Source organism: Kitasatospora sp. NPDC097643, assembly GCF_040302625.1.
Lineage (GTDB): Bacteria > Actinomycetota > Actinomycetes > Streptomycetales > Streptomycetaceae > Kitasatospora.
On record NZ_JBEOSA010000033.1, the window covers coordinates 36555 to 53781 of the forward strand.

Genomic DNA, 17227 nt, shown 5'->3' on the forward strand with positions numbered 1-17227 from the left:
CGTGCCTCAGGCGTCGAAGTCGTACTCCAGGACGTAGGAGGCGGCGTCGAGGATCATCTCGTTCAGCTCGACCACCTGGCCCTCGTCCGCGAAGGCCGTGCGGCAGATCAGGATGACGGGCGTGCCGGCCGAGAGTTCCAGGCGGGCGGCCTCCTCGGTGCTCGGCATCCGGGAGCGGACCTCCTCGCGGAAGTGGACGGGCTTCGCGCCGATCTCCGCCAGACGGGCGTAGGTGCCACCCGGGCCGGTGTCCTCGCGGGTGATGGCCGTTCCGGCGACCAGGCCGGCCGGCAGGTACGAGGTCGACAGCAGCACCGGCTTGCCGTCCAGCACGAACCGGCGGTGCCGCACGCACATCGGCGCGCCCGGATCCACCCCCAGCACCCTGGCGACGTGTTCCGGCGCCCCCAGTTCGGTGACCGACACCTGGTCCACCACCAGCGTGCGGTTGTCGATGTCCGCCGACCATATCGACCGGCCCGACCCCCACTGCCCCTGCGCCAGCCGCTGGATCCCGCGCCGCCGCAGCGGCCGGAAGTCCCGGACGAACACCCCGCTGCCCCGGCGCGCCTCGGCGATCCCCTCGCTCTGCAGCACGCCGAGTGCCTGGCGGGCGGTCATCCGGGCCACGCCGAACTCGTCCATGAGGTCGTTCTCACCCGGCAGCCGGTCACCCGCGCGGTACTCGCCGGCGTCGATGGCCGCCCTGAGCGTGTCGGCGATCCGCTGGTACTTGGGCTGCTTCTCGCCACTGCTGCCGGTCATCGCCGCTCCCTCTCCCTCGGACAAATCGTAGGCGCGCCCGCGGTCGCCGGTAAGCAGATACGACCGTTGACATCTCTAGAGATATTAGCTTCTCTAGAGATGCTGGGTAGTCGCCGAGCAGCACCACACACGCACGGACAGCGACCAGGGCACGGCCCCACCGGCGCCGCGCCCGCACCAGAGCAAGGAGCAGTGCGGTGAGCCCTCGCCATCACAGAGCCGCCCCCTACCGGCCACACGTGGGTGAACTCGTCCTCGACCGCAGGACCGGACGCACCGGCATCTACATGGACACCATCGGCGGAGAGCACTACCTGCGCCCCGCGGGCGGCGGCCGCGAATGGACCGCGGAGCCCGGCCACGTCGGCCCCGCCGCCGACGACGACCCCGACCCGGCGAGAACCGGCACGCCCGACCACCACCGCGGGCGGGTATCGAACAGCCCAAGCCGGAGTCAACTCCGGGAGTGCGGTCGAGGGCGGAACGGTTCACCTGAATGCGATCAATCCCGGTGAATACTCACCATCAGCACAAAGAACCACATTTCGGACCCGCCAATGCGCCGACTGAATCTCAAATTCCGGAACAGTCGGCGTCCGACCGCCGGGCACGTTACGGATATCACCGGTCACCACGCGTGCCGGACGGGCCCGAATCAGCCACCTGACGACCGGGCAGGCTATTCGCTCTGCCAAAACGGCAGATGCCCCCACCCCGAGCACTCCGGGGGCGGGGGCATCGACCGAGCCGGTTTACGGGTAGGCGGAGATGATGCCCGCGAACGCGCCCGTGGCAGTCGCCACGTAACCCGCAGTCACCACAACCGTCGAAACCGCCACCACGGCAGCACGGCGAAGCATGGTCATATCACCCTCCCCTTTCACACGTTCACCCCCGCGAGTGAACCTGTGCTCGATTCTACATCCCGTCAGGAACCAAGGCGCGAGACCGAATCGGGCGCACACTCGCGACCCCCGGTGGCTGCCACCAGCAGGCTTGGGGGCCATTCCCGCAGCACCTATGGATGGCTGGTGATCACGCCCGCGAACGCCCCCGCGGCAGTCGCCACGTAGCCCACGGTTACCACAACCGTCGAAACCGCCACCACGGCAGCACGGCGAAGCTTGGTCATGCCATCCTCCCTACTCACCAGTCCACCACCCAGAGGTGAACATTTGTTCGACAGCACACCGGTTAGCTGACCCTCAGGACGGCTCTGCACCTGCCCCGCAACCAGTACACCGCAAGGCAGGTGACCGCATATGGCTTACGGGTGGGCGTTGATGGCACCGAGCGGGACGGTCTCCCCGGGCTTGTCTTCCGCGTGCTCCGGCTCGGTGACCTCTCCACCGAAGAGCTCCTGCGGGTCCTGGTGCTTCTCGTCCGCCGGAACTATGTACCCGGCCACCGTGGACGCACCGTCGGCGACAACCTTCGTGTCGGCCACAGTCACCGTCGGTGCCGAGGCCTCGGGGGTCTTCGCGTCGGCCTTCGGGGTCGCGGCGCTGGTGGGCTGAATCTCGGCCATGGCTGGTTGCCTTTCAGGTCATCCGGATCTACTCGCGCCCGACCGGTTCGACCCAGGCGCCCGGACAGTATGGTAGGGACCGTTAAATGTCCTATAAACATCGAGACGCCGGTCCTGATTGCCGGCGTTTGCGAACGTCCGCCTAAGCTGATGCGACCGCAGCGGGACCGCCGAACGCCCTGTATGTGCAGGGCACCGCCACAGGTCATCGGGGGAATTCATGGAGCCTCAGGAAACGCCGCACAGTTCAGCGCTGCGCTTCCAGGTGCTCGGTCCGGTACAGGCATGGAGCGGCACTCAGCCGCTGTCGCTGGGTTCTCCCCAGCAGCAGGCGGTACTCACCTCTCTCCTCCTCCAACAGGGCAGGCCGGTCTCCACGCCGGATCTTGTCGATGACCTCTGGGGCGATCGACCTCCGCCCCAGGCCATCGCTGCGCTGCGTACCTATGTGTCCCGGCTGCGAGCGGTCATCGAGCCGCATCGCGAGGTCCGGGCACCGGCGGAGATCCTCGTATCCGTCAGCGACGGGTACGCCATGCGCATCCCGGCTGATTCGGTCGACCTCTCCGTGTTCGAGAGCACCGTTTCGCAGGCGGCCACGGCGAGGTCGAACGGTGACCTGGCCGAGGCGCACCGCTTGCTCGTCTCCTCGCTCGCTCTGTGGAAGGGCCGAGCACTGGCCGGAGTCCCCGGCCCCCATGCCGAAGCCCAGCGGACGCGTCTGGCCGAGCGCCACGTGTCGGTGTGGGAGGAGCGTTGCGCCGCTGCGCTCGACATCGGCCTGCACGCCGAGGTCGTCTCCGAGCTGAGCTCGTTGACCGCCGAACACCCGCTCAGGGAACGGCTTCGCGAGCTTCTGATGCTCGCGCTCTACCGTTGTGGCCGTCAGGCCGAGGCCCTCGGTGTCTACACGGACACCCGGAAGCTTCTGATCGACGAGCTCGGAGTCGAGCCCGGCGCCGGGCTGTCCACCATGCACACGCGGATTCTCGCCGGGGACCCGACGCTCACTCCGGATCCGCTTGAACGACCTCCTGGCCGGACCTCGGACGACTCCTCAGCGTCGGCGCCGGCCCCCGCTCAACTCCCGGCGGACGTGTCGGACTTCAGTGGGCGCGCCGCTCTGGTCGCCGAGTTGCAGGAGATCCTGCAGAACGACACCGGGCAGGCGGTCATCGTGACCTCACTCGCCGGAATCGGCGGCGTCGGCAAGACCACGCTCGCCGTGCACGTCGCCCACAGTGTGCGATCGGACTACCCGGACGGCCAGCTCTACGTCGACCTGCGGGGTGCGGGCGCCTCGCCCGCAGACCCGGCCGTGGTGCTCGGTGACTTCCTGCACGCACTGGGCGTCGGCGAGTTGCCCGAGTCCCTGGACCAGCGAGCGGCGCTGTACCGCTCGCTGCTCGCCGGCCGACGCATGCTGATCCTTCTGGACAACGCCCAGGACGCGGACCAGTTGCTACCCCTCATCCCCGGCGTGTCCGGTTGTGCGGTGCTCGCCACGAGCCGCTCACGGCTGGCCGGAATCCCCGGCGCGCATCTGGTCGATGTCGAGGAGCTCACGCCCCGGGAAGCTCTGGCGCTCTTCTCGGCCATCGTCGGCGAACAACGGGTCGCCGCCGAGCCGGAGGCAGCGCTCGCGGTGGTCACCTCCTGCGGTTTCCTTCCGCTCGCCGTCCGCATCGCCGCGGCCCGGCTTGCCAGCCGTCCGCGGTGGAGCGTGTCCGACCTGGCTCGGCGGTTAGCGGACCAACGGCGGCGGCTCGACGAGCTGCAGCTGGGCAATCTTGCTGTCGAAACCACCATCGGGCTGGGCTACGGCCAACTGCGGCCCGACGAGGCACGCGCGTTCCGGCTGCTCTCGCTGGTCGACTCCTCGGATCTGCCGCTTGACGCGGTGGCCGCGTTGCTCGGCGAGAGCCAGGAGCATGCCGAGCAGTTGGCCGAGTCGTTGGTCGAGGCCAACATGATGGAGTGCTTCACGCCGGGTCGCTACCGCTACCACGACCTGCTGCGCCTGTTTGCGCAGCGCCAGAACGAGAAGCTGGCGGACGTGGCCGAGCAGCAAGCCGCGGTGTTGCGCCTGCTGGACCGTTCCCTGCCGACTATCCGCAACGCCGCACAGGTGATCGAGCCCGACGACCAGTTGCCGGAGCCGCTCAACAGTGTGACGAATCCCGGGCTCACGATGGCCACGAGTGCGGCAGCCCACCAGTGGCTGCGCACGGAGATCGGCGTGCTGCTGAGCATGGTGGATGCCGCCGTCGCCGGACCGCCCGCGCTGATCCGGCCGGCACTGGACCTGCTGATCGCGATGAACAGCATCGTCGAGGACCCGACGCACGGCCCGCGGACGCGCAGGATGTTGGAGATCGCGGGCGCCAACGCAGAGGCCCATGAGGACACCCAGGCTCTGGCCCGCGTGCACTGCGCTCTCGGGACCCTCGAGTACTTCGCCAACAACTTCCAGGGTGCGGAGCACTCGCTCCGGCAAAGCCTCGATTTCCAGGGTGCGGAAGACGTCACGGTCCTTCGTTCGATGGTCGCCAACTTCCTCGGGATCGTCCTCAGCCTCTCCAACCGTGCTGCCGAGGCGCTTCCCTTCTTCGAACAGGCCCTGGCCATCAGCCGGGTCATCGGGTTCCCCATCGGTGAGGCCCGGTTGCTCGGCAACATCGCCCGCGCACAGCTCAACGCCGGGCAGAGTGCGGCCGCGGTTCGGTCGGTCGAGGAAGCCACCGTCACGGCGCGCCGATCGGCGAATGGTCCGTGTCTCGCCGACACGCTCTACCAGCTCGGTGTGGTGCTCTCGTCCACCGGCTCCGCAGCCGAGGCAGCGGGCCACCTGCGCGAGGCGTACGGGCTCTACAACTCCCAGCAGAACCGTCTCCGCGAGGGCTATTCATTGGCCCGCCTGTCCTCGGCCCTCCTGGCCGCCGGGCAGCAGGCGGAGGCGGTCGAGGCCGCCGGTGAGTCGCTGGCCATCGCCCAGGAGATCGACGGGGCCTACTGCCAGGGCCTCGCCAACGCCGCGCTAGGTGAGGCGCTGCTCGCGCTCGCGCAGCCGGCCCGTGGGCTCGCGTGTCTGCGCGAGGCGCACGCGATCTTCACGCGGCTCGGTGTGCCTGAGGCCTCCCCCGTGGCGGACCTCATCGCTCAGCAGCACACCGAGCCTCTCCCTTCCTCTCCCCCCGCGCCGTAGGCCTCCGCCCCCCAGCGGACGACCTCCCCCGTTCTGCGCGTCGGCGCTCCCGCAGCCCCCCGGCTGCGGGAGCGCCCTCAACGCTTCCCCGGCGCTGGACTCCACTGTGCACCGGGGCGATTGACGTTTGATAAACGTCCTATTGTCAGCCTGCGGAGTGGTGAAACCGCAGGTCAGCGGCGCCACCCCGGCGCGCCGTGCGGCGTGCGGGGCCCGCTCGCACCACCCCGGCCCGCACCGATGTGCTTCCGCAACCCGGGCCACATCGGCCCAAGTATGACGAGTTGGCCGGAAAGGGACCCCATGACCGTGTGATCACGCATATTCTCAGATGCCGGTACACACACAAGTGTCTGCCGGCAACGTGTCATGACGCAGTCCGTCTGTGTGATGCGGGGAGCGTGACGCACCGCCACCGGCTCGTCCAGGCGAGACGAGGCAGTGCGCAGTGCGGGCGGAGGCCACGGGTGGAAGGGTGCCTCTCTATCGTGACGACCGGACAGATATCGGACCCGTTCCCCGTCGGTGAGGACGCGGGGGACGACGAGCCCGAGGTGCGGCGGCGCCGGGCGGCGCGCGCCCTCCAGGCGGTCGCCTTCGACACCATCGGCACCGGGTACGGCGAGGCGTTCCCCGCCAAGGACGGGCAGTCGGCCTGCGGGCGGCGGCTGCTGGCCGAGCTGGAGCCCGGGGCGCGGGTGCTGGACGTGGGCTGCGGCACCGGGGAGCCGACGGTACGGCAGCTGGTCGCCAGTGGGATGCGGGTGACCGGGGTGGACCTCTCGGACGTGATGCTCACGCTGGCCCGGCAGGCCCGGTTCCCGGGCGAGTACCCGCCGGAGTTCCACCGCATCGACCTCTTCGATCTGGCCACCGAGCGGGCCGGCCGGGCCTGGAACGTGCCGCGGCTGGGGCCGGCGGGCGCCGGCGGGTTCGCCGCCGTCACCGCGTTCTTCTCACTGATCCTGCTGCCGCAGGACGAGGTCCCGACCGTGCTCGGCCGGCTGCGCGAACTGCTGCGTCCGGGCGGACTGCTGGCGCTCGGCATGGTCGAGGCGGACCTGGATCACGTTCCGCTTCCGTTCCTTGGCAGAGAGCTGCGGATCAGTGGGTATCTGAGGGAGGATCTGGAGCGGGTTCTGGTGGCGGCGGGCTTCACCGTCGAGGAGTGCTCGGGACACCCGTACGCGCCGGCCAGTACCTCGCTGCCGCCGGAGGAACAGCTGTTCCTGTGCTGTCGACGCGTCGGCTGATCGGGCCGGAACCCTCAGGTCGGCGGACCAGCGGACCGGACAACAGAAGAGACAGCGAACAGAACAGCTCACCCACCACACCGAATCCAGGACAGGCAGCCGTGCGCGACCAGCTCAAGACCGAGGCCGGACAGCCGCCTGCCGTCCCGGGCCAGCGCCACCAGCAGCCGGCACCGGCGCAGCGGCCACAGCAACAGCCGGACCACGACGACGTGGCGGGCCGGCTCGCCTACCTCGACGCGGCGACCCGGCGGATCAACAGCGCCCTGGACCTCTCGGCGACGCTGCGCAACATCGGCCGGGTGCTGGTCCCGACCCTGGCCGACGCCGCCGTGATCCACCTGCGCGATCCGCTGCCCAGCGTCGAGCAGCAGCCCGGCTTCCCGGACGAGCTGCGGATCCACCACAGCACCGGCACCCGGATCGGGCGCCGGGGCCGGCCGAGCGGGGCGGACGACCGGCACCGCTCCCGGTACGGCTCCCGTTCCACCGCCGACACCGGGCCCGCCACCCCGGTCACCCGCGGCGGGGCGCTCGCGCACGCCCTGCTGAGCCGCCGCCCCGCCGAGCCGGCCGTGCTCGGCACGCCGGCCGCCGAGCGCACCGAGACGCTGCTGCGCGAGCTGTACGGCACCCGCGGGCTGGCCCGGCTGGCGGCGGGCACCTCGGTGCTCGCCCTGCCACTGCGCGGCCGCAAGGCCGTCCTCGGGCTGCTGGTGCTGATCCGCCGCCCTCCTGAACGCACCGGCCGGCCGTGCTTCGACGCCGCGGACACCGCGACCGCCGCGCACCTGGCCACCCAGGTCGGGCTGGCCGTGGACACCGCGCTGCGGTACGCCCGCGAGTGGGAGATAGCCAACGAACTCCAGCGCAGCATGCTGCCGTTGCGCCTGCCGCAGCCGCACGGTGTCCGGCTCGCCCAGCGCTACCTGCCGGGCGAGCGCGGCGCGCAGGTCGGCGGGGACTGGTACGACGCCGTGCCGCTGCCCGGCAACCGGGTCGCCCTGATCGTCGGCGACGTGATGGGCCACTCGCTCACCTCGGCCGCCATCATGGGCCAACTCCGCACCAGCGCCCAGACCTTGGCCGCCCTCGACCTGCCGCCGCACGAGGTGCTGTACCACCTGGACGAGCAGGCCCAGCGGCTCGGCCGCGAGCAGCACCTGGCCACCTGCGTGTACGCGGTGTACGACCCGATCGCCAACCGGGTGGTGCTGGCCAACGCCGGGCACGTCCCGCCGGTCCTGGTCCGGCCGGACGGGACGGCCGAGCTGGTCGAGCTGGACTCCGGGGCGCCGATCGGGGTCGGCGGGGTGGACTTCAACTCCGTGGAACTGCCCGCGCCGCCCGGCTCGGCCCTGCTGCTGTTCACCGACGGCCTGGTGGAGACCCGCAACCGCCCGCTCAGCGACGGCCTGGAGCTGCTCCGCACCCGGATCGCCTCCGCCCGCTGGCAGTCCCCCGAGCAGCTCTGCCAGGAGGCGCTGCGGATCCTGCCGCCCGGCGACCGCGGCGACGACATCGCCCTGCTCGGCGCCTGCTTCGACGGCATCCCGGCCGGGGACGTCGCCCACTGGTACCTGCAACCTCGCAACGAGACGCCCGGCCGGGCCCGCCGGCTGGCCGCGCACACGCTGCGCCGCTGGGGGCTGGACGAGCTCAGCGAGGCGACCGAGCTGATGGTCAGCGAGCTGGTCACCAACGCCGTCCAGCACGCGACCCGTCCGGTCACCCTGAGCCTGGTGCGCACCACCCGGCTGCGCTGCGAGGTCGGCGACGACAGCCCGCTGCTGCCGCGCCCGCGCCGGACCGGGCCGGAGGACGAACGCGGGCGCGGGCTGCAGATAGTGGCCAGGTGCGCGGACCGCTGGGGCGCGACCCGGCTGGGCACCGGCAAGGTGGTCTGGTTCGAGCAGAGGCTGCCCGCCCAGACGTAACGGGTGCCCGACAGCGGCAAGGGGCGCCCGGCGGGGCGGACCCGCCGAGCACCCCGGGCTCCCCGGGCGGCCGCTCAGACCCCGACCGGCTCCCTGGCCGCAGGCTGCTCCGCCAGCCGGGCGATCAGCTGCTCGCCCTCCATGTCCACCCGCGGCACGACCTTCTCCAGCCGCTTCGGGAACCACCAGGCCGCCCGTCCGAACAGCGTCATCGCGGCCGGCACCAGCGCCATCCGCACCACGAAGGCGTCCACCAGCACGCCCACCGCGAGGGCGAAGCCGATCGGCTGGACGATCGGGTCGTGGCCGAAGACGAACGAGCCGAACACCGAGACCATGATCAGCGCGGCCGCGGTGACCACCCGGGCGCCGTTCCTCACCCCGGCCACCACCGCCTCGCGCGGCGCCGCGCCGTGGACGTACTGCTCCTTCATCCCGGAGACCAGGAACAGCTCGTAGTCCATCGCCAGCCCGAACAGCACCCCGATCAGCAGGATCGGCACGAAGCTGACCACCGGCCCGACCTTGGGCACGTCGATCAGGCCGTCCAGCCAGCCCCACTGGTAGACCGCGACGACCGCGCCGAGCGAGGCGGTGATGCTGAGCAGGAAGCCGGCCACCGCCTTGAGCGGGACGAGCACCGAGCGGAACGCCAGCGCCAGCAGCACCACCGCGATGCCGACGATCACCGCGAGGAAGGGCGGCAGCGCCTGGCCGAGCTTGGTGGAGACGTCGATGTTGGCCGCGGTGGTGCCGGTGACGGCGATGTCCGCGCCGGTGGCGGCCCGCAGGCTGTCGTGCTGGTCGCGGATCGCGTTGACCAGCGCCCTGGTGTCGGCGTGGTCGGGGCCGGTCTTCGGGATGACGGGCAGCAGCGCGGTCCGGCTGGGCTGGTCGACGGTGGGCGGCAGCAGCGTCTGCACCCCGTTCAGGGTGCCGAGCTTCGCCGCGACGCCCTGGACCGCCTGCTCCGGCTGCGGCGCGCCGTGGGCGTCGACGACCACCACCAGCGGCGCGTTGAAGCCCGGCCCGAAGCTCTCGCCGACCAGGTCGTACGCCTTGCGCGCGTCCGTCCCGACGGCCTGGGAACCACCGCCCGGCAGGCCGAGGTCGAGGCCGGCGGCGGGCACCGCGAGCAGACCCAGCGCGGCCAGCCCGGTGAGCAGCACGGTCAGCGGCCGGCGGACCACGAAGCGGGCCCAGCGCTCGCCGAGGGTGGTCCGACCGCCGGTGCGCAGCGCCCGCTTCCAGACCGGCAGCCGGTCGACGGCGCGACCGGCGAAGCCGAGCAGCGCGGGCAGCAGGGTGATCGCCACCAGGACGGCCACCACGACGGCGCCGGAGGCGGCCAGGCCCATGACGGTGAGGAAGGGGACGCCCGCGACGGCGAGGCCGGCGAGCGCGACGACCACGGTCAGGCCGGCGAAGACCACCGCGCTGCCGGCGGTCGCGGTGGCGCGGGCGGCGGCCTCGTCCACCTCCAGGCCCTCGGCCAGGTGGCGGCGGTGCCGGGAGAGGATGAACAGCGCGTAGTCGATGCCGACCGCGAGGCCGACCATCAGGGCCAGTACCGGCGCGGTGGTGATGATCTCGAACGAACCGGACAGGGCCAGGATCCCGGCCATCGCCACGCCGACCCCGACCAGTGCGGTCAGCAGCGGCAGTCCGGCGGCGACCAGGGAGCCGAGGGTGATCACCAGGACCACCCCGGCGACCGCCAGGCCGACCGCCTCGCCGCCGTCCACCTGGGCCATCCGGTTGTAGGCGTCGCCGCCGAAGGCGACGTCCAGCCCGGCCGCACGGGCGGGTTCGGCGGCGGCCTTGACGGCCTCGCGCTGCCGGTCGGTGACGTCGGCGAGCTTGTGGTCGAAGGAGACCAGGGCGATCGCGACCCGGCCGTCCGGGGAGAGGGCGCCAGTGGCGTAGGGGTCGGGCACGGCGGCGACGCCCGGGACGGCGGCGATCCGGGCGACCGCCGCGCTGACCGCCCGAGCGGCCTCGGGCGCCTTGGCGCCGCCGGGCGCCGGGGCCGCGAAGACGACCTGGGCGGAGCCGTGGCCCTGCTGCGGGAAGGTGTCCTTGATCCGGTCCAGCGTGGTCTGGGCCTCGGTGCCGGGGACCTTGAACTCCTCGCTGGTCTTGCCGGCGAAGGCCCCGGCGGCGCCGCCGATCGCGATCAGCACGGCGATCCAGACGGCGAGCACGGCCCGCCGTCTGCGGAAGCAGTAGTGGCCCAGTCGGTACAGGTACGTCGCCATGGGTGACCCCTCGGTCGGTCCGTCGTCGGCACGCAGGCAGGTAGGCGGGCGGGCGGGTGCCGAACAGCTCGCGATCCCACCGTACGCGCAACCTTGTCAGGTGACAAAGTCGACCGACAGGTGCGAGTGACAGGATCGTTCGACACAGTTATCCGACCATGGCGATACCCTGGCTGGATGGCTCATGTCCCCGCCTCCGAACGCCGCCCCCAGCTGGTCCAGGCCGCCCTCGACCTGATGACCCGGGAGGGGATCGCGGCCGGCAGCACCCGGGCGATCGCGGCCGAACTGGGCGTGGCGCAGGCGACGGTGCACTACACCTTCGGCACCAAGAAGGACCTCTACCGGGCCGTCGTCGAACAGCTGACCGCCGAGTTCATCGGCCAGGTGCGCGGCGTCTCCCCCGGCGACGGCACCTTCGGCGAGCAGGTCGCCACCCTGGTGCACGCCCTGTGGGAGGCCGCCACCGGCGTGGACGGGCGGTGCATCCTGCTGAGCGAGTTCGCGGCGCTGGCGATGCGCGAGCCGGACCTCCAGGAGATCATGGGCGCGCTCCAGCACGAGGTCGAGAACACCGCCGCCGAGATGCTCACCGCGCTGGCCGCCACCCACGGGATCACCCTGGCGCTGCCCGCGCGCGAGATCTCCGTCCACTTCCTCACCGGCTTCGACGGCCTGACCGACCGTTACCTGGCGCTCCAGGCACGCGGCGAACGGCCCGACGCGGACACCCTGCGCGGGCTGGACCTGCTGGTCGCCACGACCGTCGGGCTCTGCCTGGGCGCCCCGGCGGCCACCCGGTAAGAGCCGGCGACTCCAGCGACGGACAGGTCCTGAGGCGCTACGAGACGATCCGGACCGGGAGTTCGGCCAGCACCTCGCGCAGCGAGGCGGCGAAGCGGTCGTACTCGGCGCTGCGGGCCGAGCCCGCGCGGGCGGCCAGGCCGATCCGGCGGCCGGGCGCGGGGGCGGCGAAGCGGACGGCGGCGAGCCGGTCGGTGCGGCCGGCCTCGACGTCCAGGGCGGTGGCGGGCAGCAGGGTCACCCCGAGGCCGCCGGCGACCAGCTGGACCAGGGTGGACAGGCCGGCCGCCCGGGTGGTGGAGCCGGACGGATCGGCGCCGACCTCGCGGCAGATGTCCAGGGCCTGGTCGCGCAGGCAGTGGCCCTCCTCCAGCAGCAGGACGTCCAGGTCGAGCAGGACGTCGCGCGGGACGTCGACCCGGCCGGCGAGCGGGTGGTCGGGCGGGGTGACCAGCACGAAGTCCTCGTCGAACAGCGGGATGTCCCGGGTCGGCGCCGTCCCGCCGGCCGGCAGCGCGAGCAGCAGGACGTCGAGGCGCCCGGCGGCCAGCCCCTCCAGCAGCGAGGGCGTGCGCTCCTCGTGGACGTGCAGCTCCAGCTCCGGGAAGCCGTCCCGGACCAGCCGCAGCACGGTGGGCAGCAGGTAGGGCGCGACGGTCGGGATGACGCCGAGGTGCAGCGGCCCGGTGAACGGGCGGCGGGCGGCCTCGACCTCCTCGGTGAGGGCCTGGAGCGAGGCGAGCACCCGGCGCGCGTGTTCGTGCACGCGCTCCCCCAGTGGGGTGACAATCACCTTGCGCGTCGTACGCTCGACCAGCTGCGCGCCCAACGCCTCCTCCAGCGCGGCGACCGCCCCCGACAGGGCCGGCTGGCTGGTCCCGGTGGCGGCGGCGGCCTCCCGGAAGTGCCGGTGCTCGGCCACCGCGACGAAGGCCTTGAGCTGGGCGACGGTCGGCGTCCGGGGGGCGCGGACTGTGGCGCTCGCCACAATCGCGTCGATCTTGGCGGCGGCGCTGCGACGCGCGCGGGGCCGGGACGTGGGCGGTTCGGTACTGATAGCCATCTCCGATCAGACACATCCAGTGTAGCTATTTCCCCGATCAGTCCACGATGTGGAAACGTAGGACGTGTCCGCAATCCGGACAAACTCCCCTCAGTCTCATTTCAGGAGAAGCGAACGTGCTCACGATCGGTGACAAGTTCCCCGAGTTCGAACTCAACGCCTGCGTCGACCTGGACGCCGCGAACGCCTTCGCCGAGATCAACCACAAGTCCTACGAGGGCAAGTGGAAGATCGTCTTCTTCTGGCCGATGGACTTCACCTTCGTCTGCCCGACCGAGATCGCCGCGTTCGGCAAGCTGAACGACGAGTTCGCCGACCGCGACGCCCAGATCCTCGGCGTCTCGGGCGACTCCGAGTACGTGCACCACGCCTGGCGCAAGGACCACAAGGACCTGCGCGACCTGCCGTTCCCGATGCTGGCCGACGTCAAGCACGACCTCATGCGCGCCTGCGGCGTCGAGGCCGCCGACGGCACCGCCCAGCGCGCGGTGTTCATCGTCGACCCGAACAACGAGATCCAGTTCGTCATGGTGACCGCCGGCTCCGTCGGCCGTAACCCCAAGGAGGTCCTGCGGGTGCTGGACGCCCTGCAGACCGACGAGCTGTGCCCGTGCAACTGGAACAAGGGCGAGGACACCCTCGACGCCCAGGCCCTGCTGGCGGGCTGACCCATGGCTCTCGACGACCTGAAGGCCGCCCTCCCGGAGTACGCCAAGGACCTCAAGCTCAACCTGGGCTCGGTCATCGGCAACTCCGACCTCCCCGCCCAGCAGCTCTGGGGCACCGTGCTGTCCTGCGCGATGGCCACCCGTAGCGCCGGCCTGCTGCGCGAGCTGGAGCCCGAGGCCAAGGCCAACCTCTCCCCCGAGGCGTACAACGCCGCCAAGGGCGCGGCCGCGATCATGGGGATGAACAACGTCTACTACCGGACGCTGCACCTGCTCTCCGACAAGGAGTACAGCACGATGCGGGCCGGTCTGCGGATGAACATCATCGGCACCCCGGGCGTCGAGAAGGTCGACTTCGAGCTCTGGTGCTTCGCGGTCTCGGCCATCAACGGCTGCGGCCAGTGCCTCGACTCGCACGAGGCCGTCCTGCGCAAGGCCGGCGTCGACCGCGAGGTCGTCCAGGCCTCGATGAAGATCGCCGCCGTCCTCCAGGCCGTGGCCGGCGTCCTGGACGCCGAGGCCGCGCTCGCGACCGTCGACGCCTGACCCGCGCCGCACCACCCCGCACATGCCGACGGGCCCCGCCCGGACACCACGTCCGCGCGGGGCCCGTCGGCGTCCGCGGAACCGGGTGGCCGGGGACGGCGTCGAGACGATGGACGACCAACTCCGGGGGAGGGCATTGTGGCCGAGCTGAGGAAGCCGTCGCCGGGCTCGGCCTGGCCGACCTTCGCGTGGATCGTCTGGGGCCTGGTGGTGATCGCCCTCGCCATGTGGCTGCCGATCGCGGCCTTCGCGACCGGATTCGGCACCGCGGGCCTCGGCGACGTCCTGCTCGCCGTGTCCCCGCTGGCCGGGCCGTTGCTCGCGGCCCTGGCCTGCTGGACCGTGCTCGCGGCCACCCCCGCACGCGCGTGGGCGCAGCCGGTGAAGTCGACGTTGATCGGCTCGGCGACCCTGCTGGGCATCGCGGCGATGCCGTTCGTCGGATCCCTGGTCGAGGCGCTCCTCCCGGCCGCGGACGTCCTCTAGGCGCGAGCGGGCGTCAGTCCTCCGGCACGGCCGGGGCGGGTTTCGGCGCCGGGGTGGTGGCGGCACGTTCCGCGGTGCGTTCGGCGGCCTCGCGGGCGGCTTCGAGCGCGGTGAAGACGGCCTGGCCGGCCTCGTTGCGGCGGCGCAGGTGGGTGACCACGGTGTTGGTGACGGCGATCAGGGGGACGGCGACGACCGCGCCACCGATGCCGCCGATGATGCCGCCGGCCGCGACGCCGAGGACGACACCCAGCGGGTGGACCCGGACGGCGCGGCCGAGGATCAGCGGCTGGAGGATGTGGCTCTCGATCTGCATCACCGCGACCAGCACGACCAGCACCATCAGCGCCGTCCACGGCCCCTGGGTGACCAGGGCGATCAGCACCGCGACGGTGCCGGTGACGAGCGCGCCGACCAGCGGGACGAAGGCGCCCAGGAAGATGATCACGGCCAGCGGCAGCGCCAGCGGGACGCCCAGCAGGTCGATGCCGATGCCGATGCAGACCGCGTCGATGAAGGCCACGCAGACCGTGCCGCGCACATAGGCGGTGAGCGTCGCCCAGGCCTTCGGGCCGGCGCCGGCCATCGCGAAGCGGGAGTGCCGGGGCAGGCCGCGCAGCGCCCAGTTCCAGATCCGCTCGCCGTCGTGGAGGAAGAAGAAGGTGGTGAAGAAGGTCATCATCACCGCGGTCAGCACCTCGACGGCGATCTGTGCGCCGGTTATCGAGGCCGAGGTGAGCTGGTCGGAGTTGGTGGTGATCGCCTTGGTGATCTGGTCGGCGAAACCGGTGATCTGCTGGTCGGTCAGGTGCAGCGGGCCGGTGGTCAGCCAGTCCTTCAGCTGGTTGACACCGTTCTTGACCTGGTTGGTGACGTCCGTCAGGTTGGTGGTCACCTGCCAGACCACGAACCAGCCGACCAGGCCGATGCCGGCCAGGCCGCTGAGGAACACCCCGCCGGCGGCGAGCGAGCGCGGCACCCCGTGCCGGCGCAGCCAGGAGACGGAGGGTTCGAGCAGCGCGGAGATCAGCAGCGAGGCCAGCACCGCGAAGGCGACCAGCCGCAGCATGTCGACGATGTTGAAGACGACGTAGAGCGCGGCGCCCAGCAGCAGCAGCCGCCAGGTCGACTCGGCGGCCACCCGCAGGCCCCAGGGCACCGCCTCGGCAGGGGTGGCCGGCCGGCCGGGGTGGTACTCCCGGCCGAGGCCGGCATGGGCGTGGACGGTCGGCGCGGGGGTGGTCGGGGCCGCCGGGGCGGGGGCCTGGGCCGGGGCCGGTTCGGCCCGCGGCACCGGAACGGCGGCCGGGACCAGGTCGGGCGCCTCGGTCAGCGCGGGGTCGGAGAGTTCGTGCGGGTCGGCCGCCATCGCGGCGCGTCGGCGTCGTTCGATCACGGCGGCCGCGCTCGCCACCACGGCGATGCCCTTGGCCACGGCCTTGAAGGCCTTTCCGCCCCGCGCCATCCTCGCTACCACCGCTCCCCTGCTGGGCCGCCGTGCCCGGCGGTACGCCGTGGGTCCCGCCACGGCCGTCAGGGATGACGCTACCGGGCGCGGGGTCGCCGGGGCCGGGCACCCGGTGGTTCGGCTTGATCGACCCCCTTGAACAAAAAGGGACAAACGTAAGGTTTCGCGTGGTTTCGGACGCCGGGCGCTGGGGAGGAGTCGGGCGAGACCCGACGTCACGAGAGCCAACTGTCGGCGGACCGGCCGGTGCGGGGAGCAACCAGGACCCCTTCCCGCGCCCCGCGTCCGCACCCAGGACCGCACCGCCCGCGGGCGCACTGGTCAGCGCAGCCCGGGCGGCGCGGCCCGCCTCCGTCGGGGCGGTGCCGCGGATTCGGCGCGGCGGAACGGCACGGCGGAAACGGAACGGCCCCCGGCCGCTCGTCGGGCGAGCGGCCGGGGGCCGTGGAGTGCGCCGCCGGGGCGGCGGTCACTCCGCAGACCAGCGAGGGCCTAGTACCAGCTGTGGGCCTGCCAGAACGACCAGGCGCCACAGGGGCTGCCGTAGCGGCTGTTCATGTAGCTCAGACCCCACTGGATCTGGGTGGCCGGGTTGGTGCGCCAGTCGGCGCCCGCCGAGGCCATCTTGGAGCCGGGCAGCGCCTGGACCAGGCCGTACGCGCCGGAGCTCTTGTTGGTGGCGGTGTAGTCCCAGCCGCTCTCGCGCTTCACGATCTGGCTGAAGCACTGGAACTGGGTGTCGCTGCCGACGATCTGCCGGGCGATGTCCTGGACGGACCCGGGGCTGACCGAGACCGCCGGGGCGGACGCGGTGTTGTCGGTGGCGGCCATCGCCGAGCGGGCCTTGGAGCGGTTGGCGGCGGCCTCGTCGGCCTTCCGCTTCTCCTCGGCCGCCTTGGCCGCGTCGGCCTTGGCCTGGGCGTCGGCCTTCGCCTGGGCGTCCGCGGCGGCCTTCTGGCGCGCGGCCTCCTCGGCGGCCTTCTGCTCCGCGGCGGCCTTGGCGGCGGCGTCGGCGGAAGCCTGCTGGGCGGACGCCTGCTGGCCGATGTTGTCACTGATGGTCTGCGCCTGGGCGCCAGAGGGGACTTCGGCAAGCAGGGTCGCGCCGGCGACGTCGACCGTCTGCATGGTCTTGCCCTCGCTGCCCGAGGCCATGCCCACGACGGCACCGACGGCGGTGACGGCGGTGGCGGAGGCCACAGCAACTCCCCGGACCGAGATCCGAGTCACATGGATTCCTTCCAGC

At 71.9% G+C, this 17227-nt stretch carries 13 protein-coding genes; 7 read left to right on the top strand and 6 right to left on the bottom strand.

Annotated elements, in window-relative coordinates; all coding sequences use genetic code 11:
- Positions 1-6: 6 nt before the first annotated feature.
- Both ABTY15_RS21650 and ABTY15_RS21655 read right to left on the bottom strand, forming a co-directional pair.
- The gene (locus ABTY15_RS21650; RefSeq protein ID WP_350596053.1) at positions 7-765 is read right to left on the bottom strand and encodes a GntR family transcriptional regulator; all 759 of its coding nucleotides are present in this window, start codon (positions 763-765) and stop codon (positions 7-9) included.
- Positions 766-2032: 1267 nt separating this feature from the next.
- Complete coding sequence (locus ABTY15_RS21655) at positions 2033-2293, bottom strand: hypothetical protein (protein ID WP_350596057.1); 261 nt, start codon at positions 2291-2293, stop codon at positions 2033-2035.
- A gap of 220 nt (positions 2294-2513) precedes the next feature.
- On the opposite strand from ABTY15_RS21655, the gene ABTY15_RS21660 reads away from it, so the two are divergent.
- The 3 genes from ABTY15_RS21660 to ABTY15_RS21670 all read left to right on the top strand — a co-directional run bounded on the left by ABTY15_RS21660 (position 2514) and on the right by ABTY15_RS21670 (position 8688).
- Entirely contained in the window at positions 2514-5498 is a 2985-nt protein-coding gene (locus ABTY15_RS21660) for an AfsR/SARP family transcriptional regulator (RefSeq protein ID WP_350596060.1), read from the top strand.
- A gap of 554 nt (positions 5499-6052) precedes the next feature.
- Positions 6053-6751: a class I SAM-dependent DNA methyltransferase gene (locus tag ABTY15_RS21665; RefSeq protein WP_502893559.1), complete on the top strand. Its 699-nt coding sequence runs from the start codon at positions 6053-6055 to the stop codon at positions 6749-6751.
- A gap of 101 nt (positions 6752-6852) precedes the next feature.
- Positions 6853-8688, top strand: a complete 1836-nt coding sequence (locus ABTY15_RS21670; RefSeq protein ID WP_350596067.1) for an ATP-binding SpoIIE family protein phosphatase — start codon at positions 6853-6855, stop codon at positions 8686-8688.
- A 74-nt stretch (positions 8689-8762) separates the two neighbouring features.
- Here the strand turns inward: ABTY15_RS21670 and ABTY15_RS21675 are convergent, their stop codons facing one another.
- Entirely contained in the window at positions 8763-10946 is a 2184-nt protein-coding gene (locus tag ABTY15_RS21675; protein ID WP_350596070.1) for an MMPL family transporter, read from the bottom strand.
- A gap of 177 nt (positions 10947-11123) precedes the next feature.
- Here ABTY15_RS21675 and ABTY15_RS21680 point away from each other — a divergent pair, with 177 nt between their 5' ends.
- A complete protein-coding gene (locus tag ABTY15_RS21680; RefSeq protein ID WP_350596073.1) occupies positions 11124-11750 on the top strand; it encodes a TetR/AcrR family transcriptional regulator in 627 nt (208 codons plus the stop codon).
- A 37-nt stretch (positions 11751-11787) separates the two neighbouring features.
- Here the strand turns inward: ABTY15_RS21680 and ABTY15_RS21685 are convergent, their stop codons facing one another.
- Entirely contained in the window at positions 11788-12813 is a 1026-nt protein-coding gene (locus ABTY15_RS21685) for a LysR substrate-binding domain-containing protein (RefSeq protein ID WP_350596077.1), read from the bottom strand.
- 116 nt (positions 12814-12929) lie between these two features.
- On the opposite strand from ABTY15_RS21685, the gene ABTY15_RS21690 reads away from it, so the two are divergent.
- The 3 genes from ABTY15_RS21690 to ABTY15_RS21700 all read left to right on the top strand — a co-directional run bounded on the left by ABTY15_RS21690 (position 12930) and on the right by ABTY15_RS21700 (position 14513).
- On the top strand, positions 12930-13481 hold the full coding sequence (locus ABTY15_RS21690) for a peroxiredoxin (protein ID WP_350596083.1): 552 nt from the start codon (positions 12930-12932) through the stop codon (positions 13479-13481).
- Positions 13482-13484: 3 nt separating this feature from the next.
- A complete protein-coding gene (locus ABTY15_RS21695) occupies positions 13485-14027 on the top strand; it encodes an alkyl hydroperoxide reductase (protein ID WP_350596086.1) in 543 nt (180 codons plus the stop codon).
- 138 nt (positions 14028-14165) lie between these two features.
- Complete coding sequence (locus ABTY15_RS21700) at positions 14166-14513, top strand: hypothetical protein (protein WP_350596089.1); 348 nt, start codon at positions 14166-14168, stop codon at positions 14511-14513.
- Between the two features lie 13 nt (positions 14514-14526).
- On the opposite strand, the gene ABTY15_RS21705 is transcribed toward ABTY15_RS21700, so the two are convergent.
- Together ABTY15_RS21705 and ABTY15_RS21710 are read right to left on the bottom strand one after the other, a co-directional pair.
- Positions 14527-15978, bottom strand: coding sequence for an AI-2E family transporter (locus tag ABTY15_RS21705; RefSeq protein WP_350596093.1), 1452 nt, complete (start codon positions 15976-15978; stop codon positions 14527-14529).
- A gap of 495 nt (positions 15979-16473) precedes the next feature.
- Complete coding sequence (locus ABTY15_RS21710; RefSeq protein ID WP_350596099.1) at positions 16474-17211, bottom strand: aggregation-promoting factor C-terminal-like domain-containing protein; 738 nt, start codon at positions 17209-17211, stop codon at positions 16474-16476.
- Between the last annotated feature and the right edge of the window lie 16 nt (positions 17212-17227).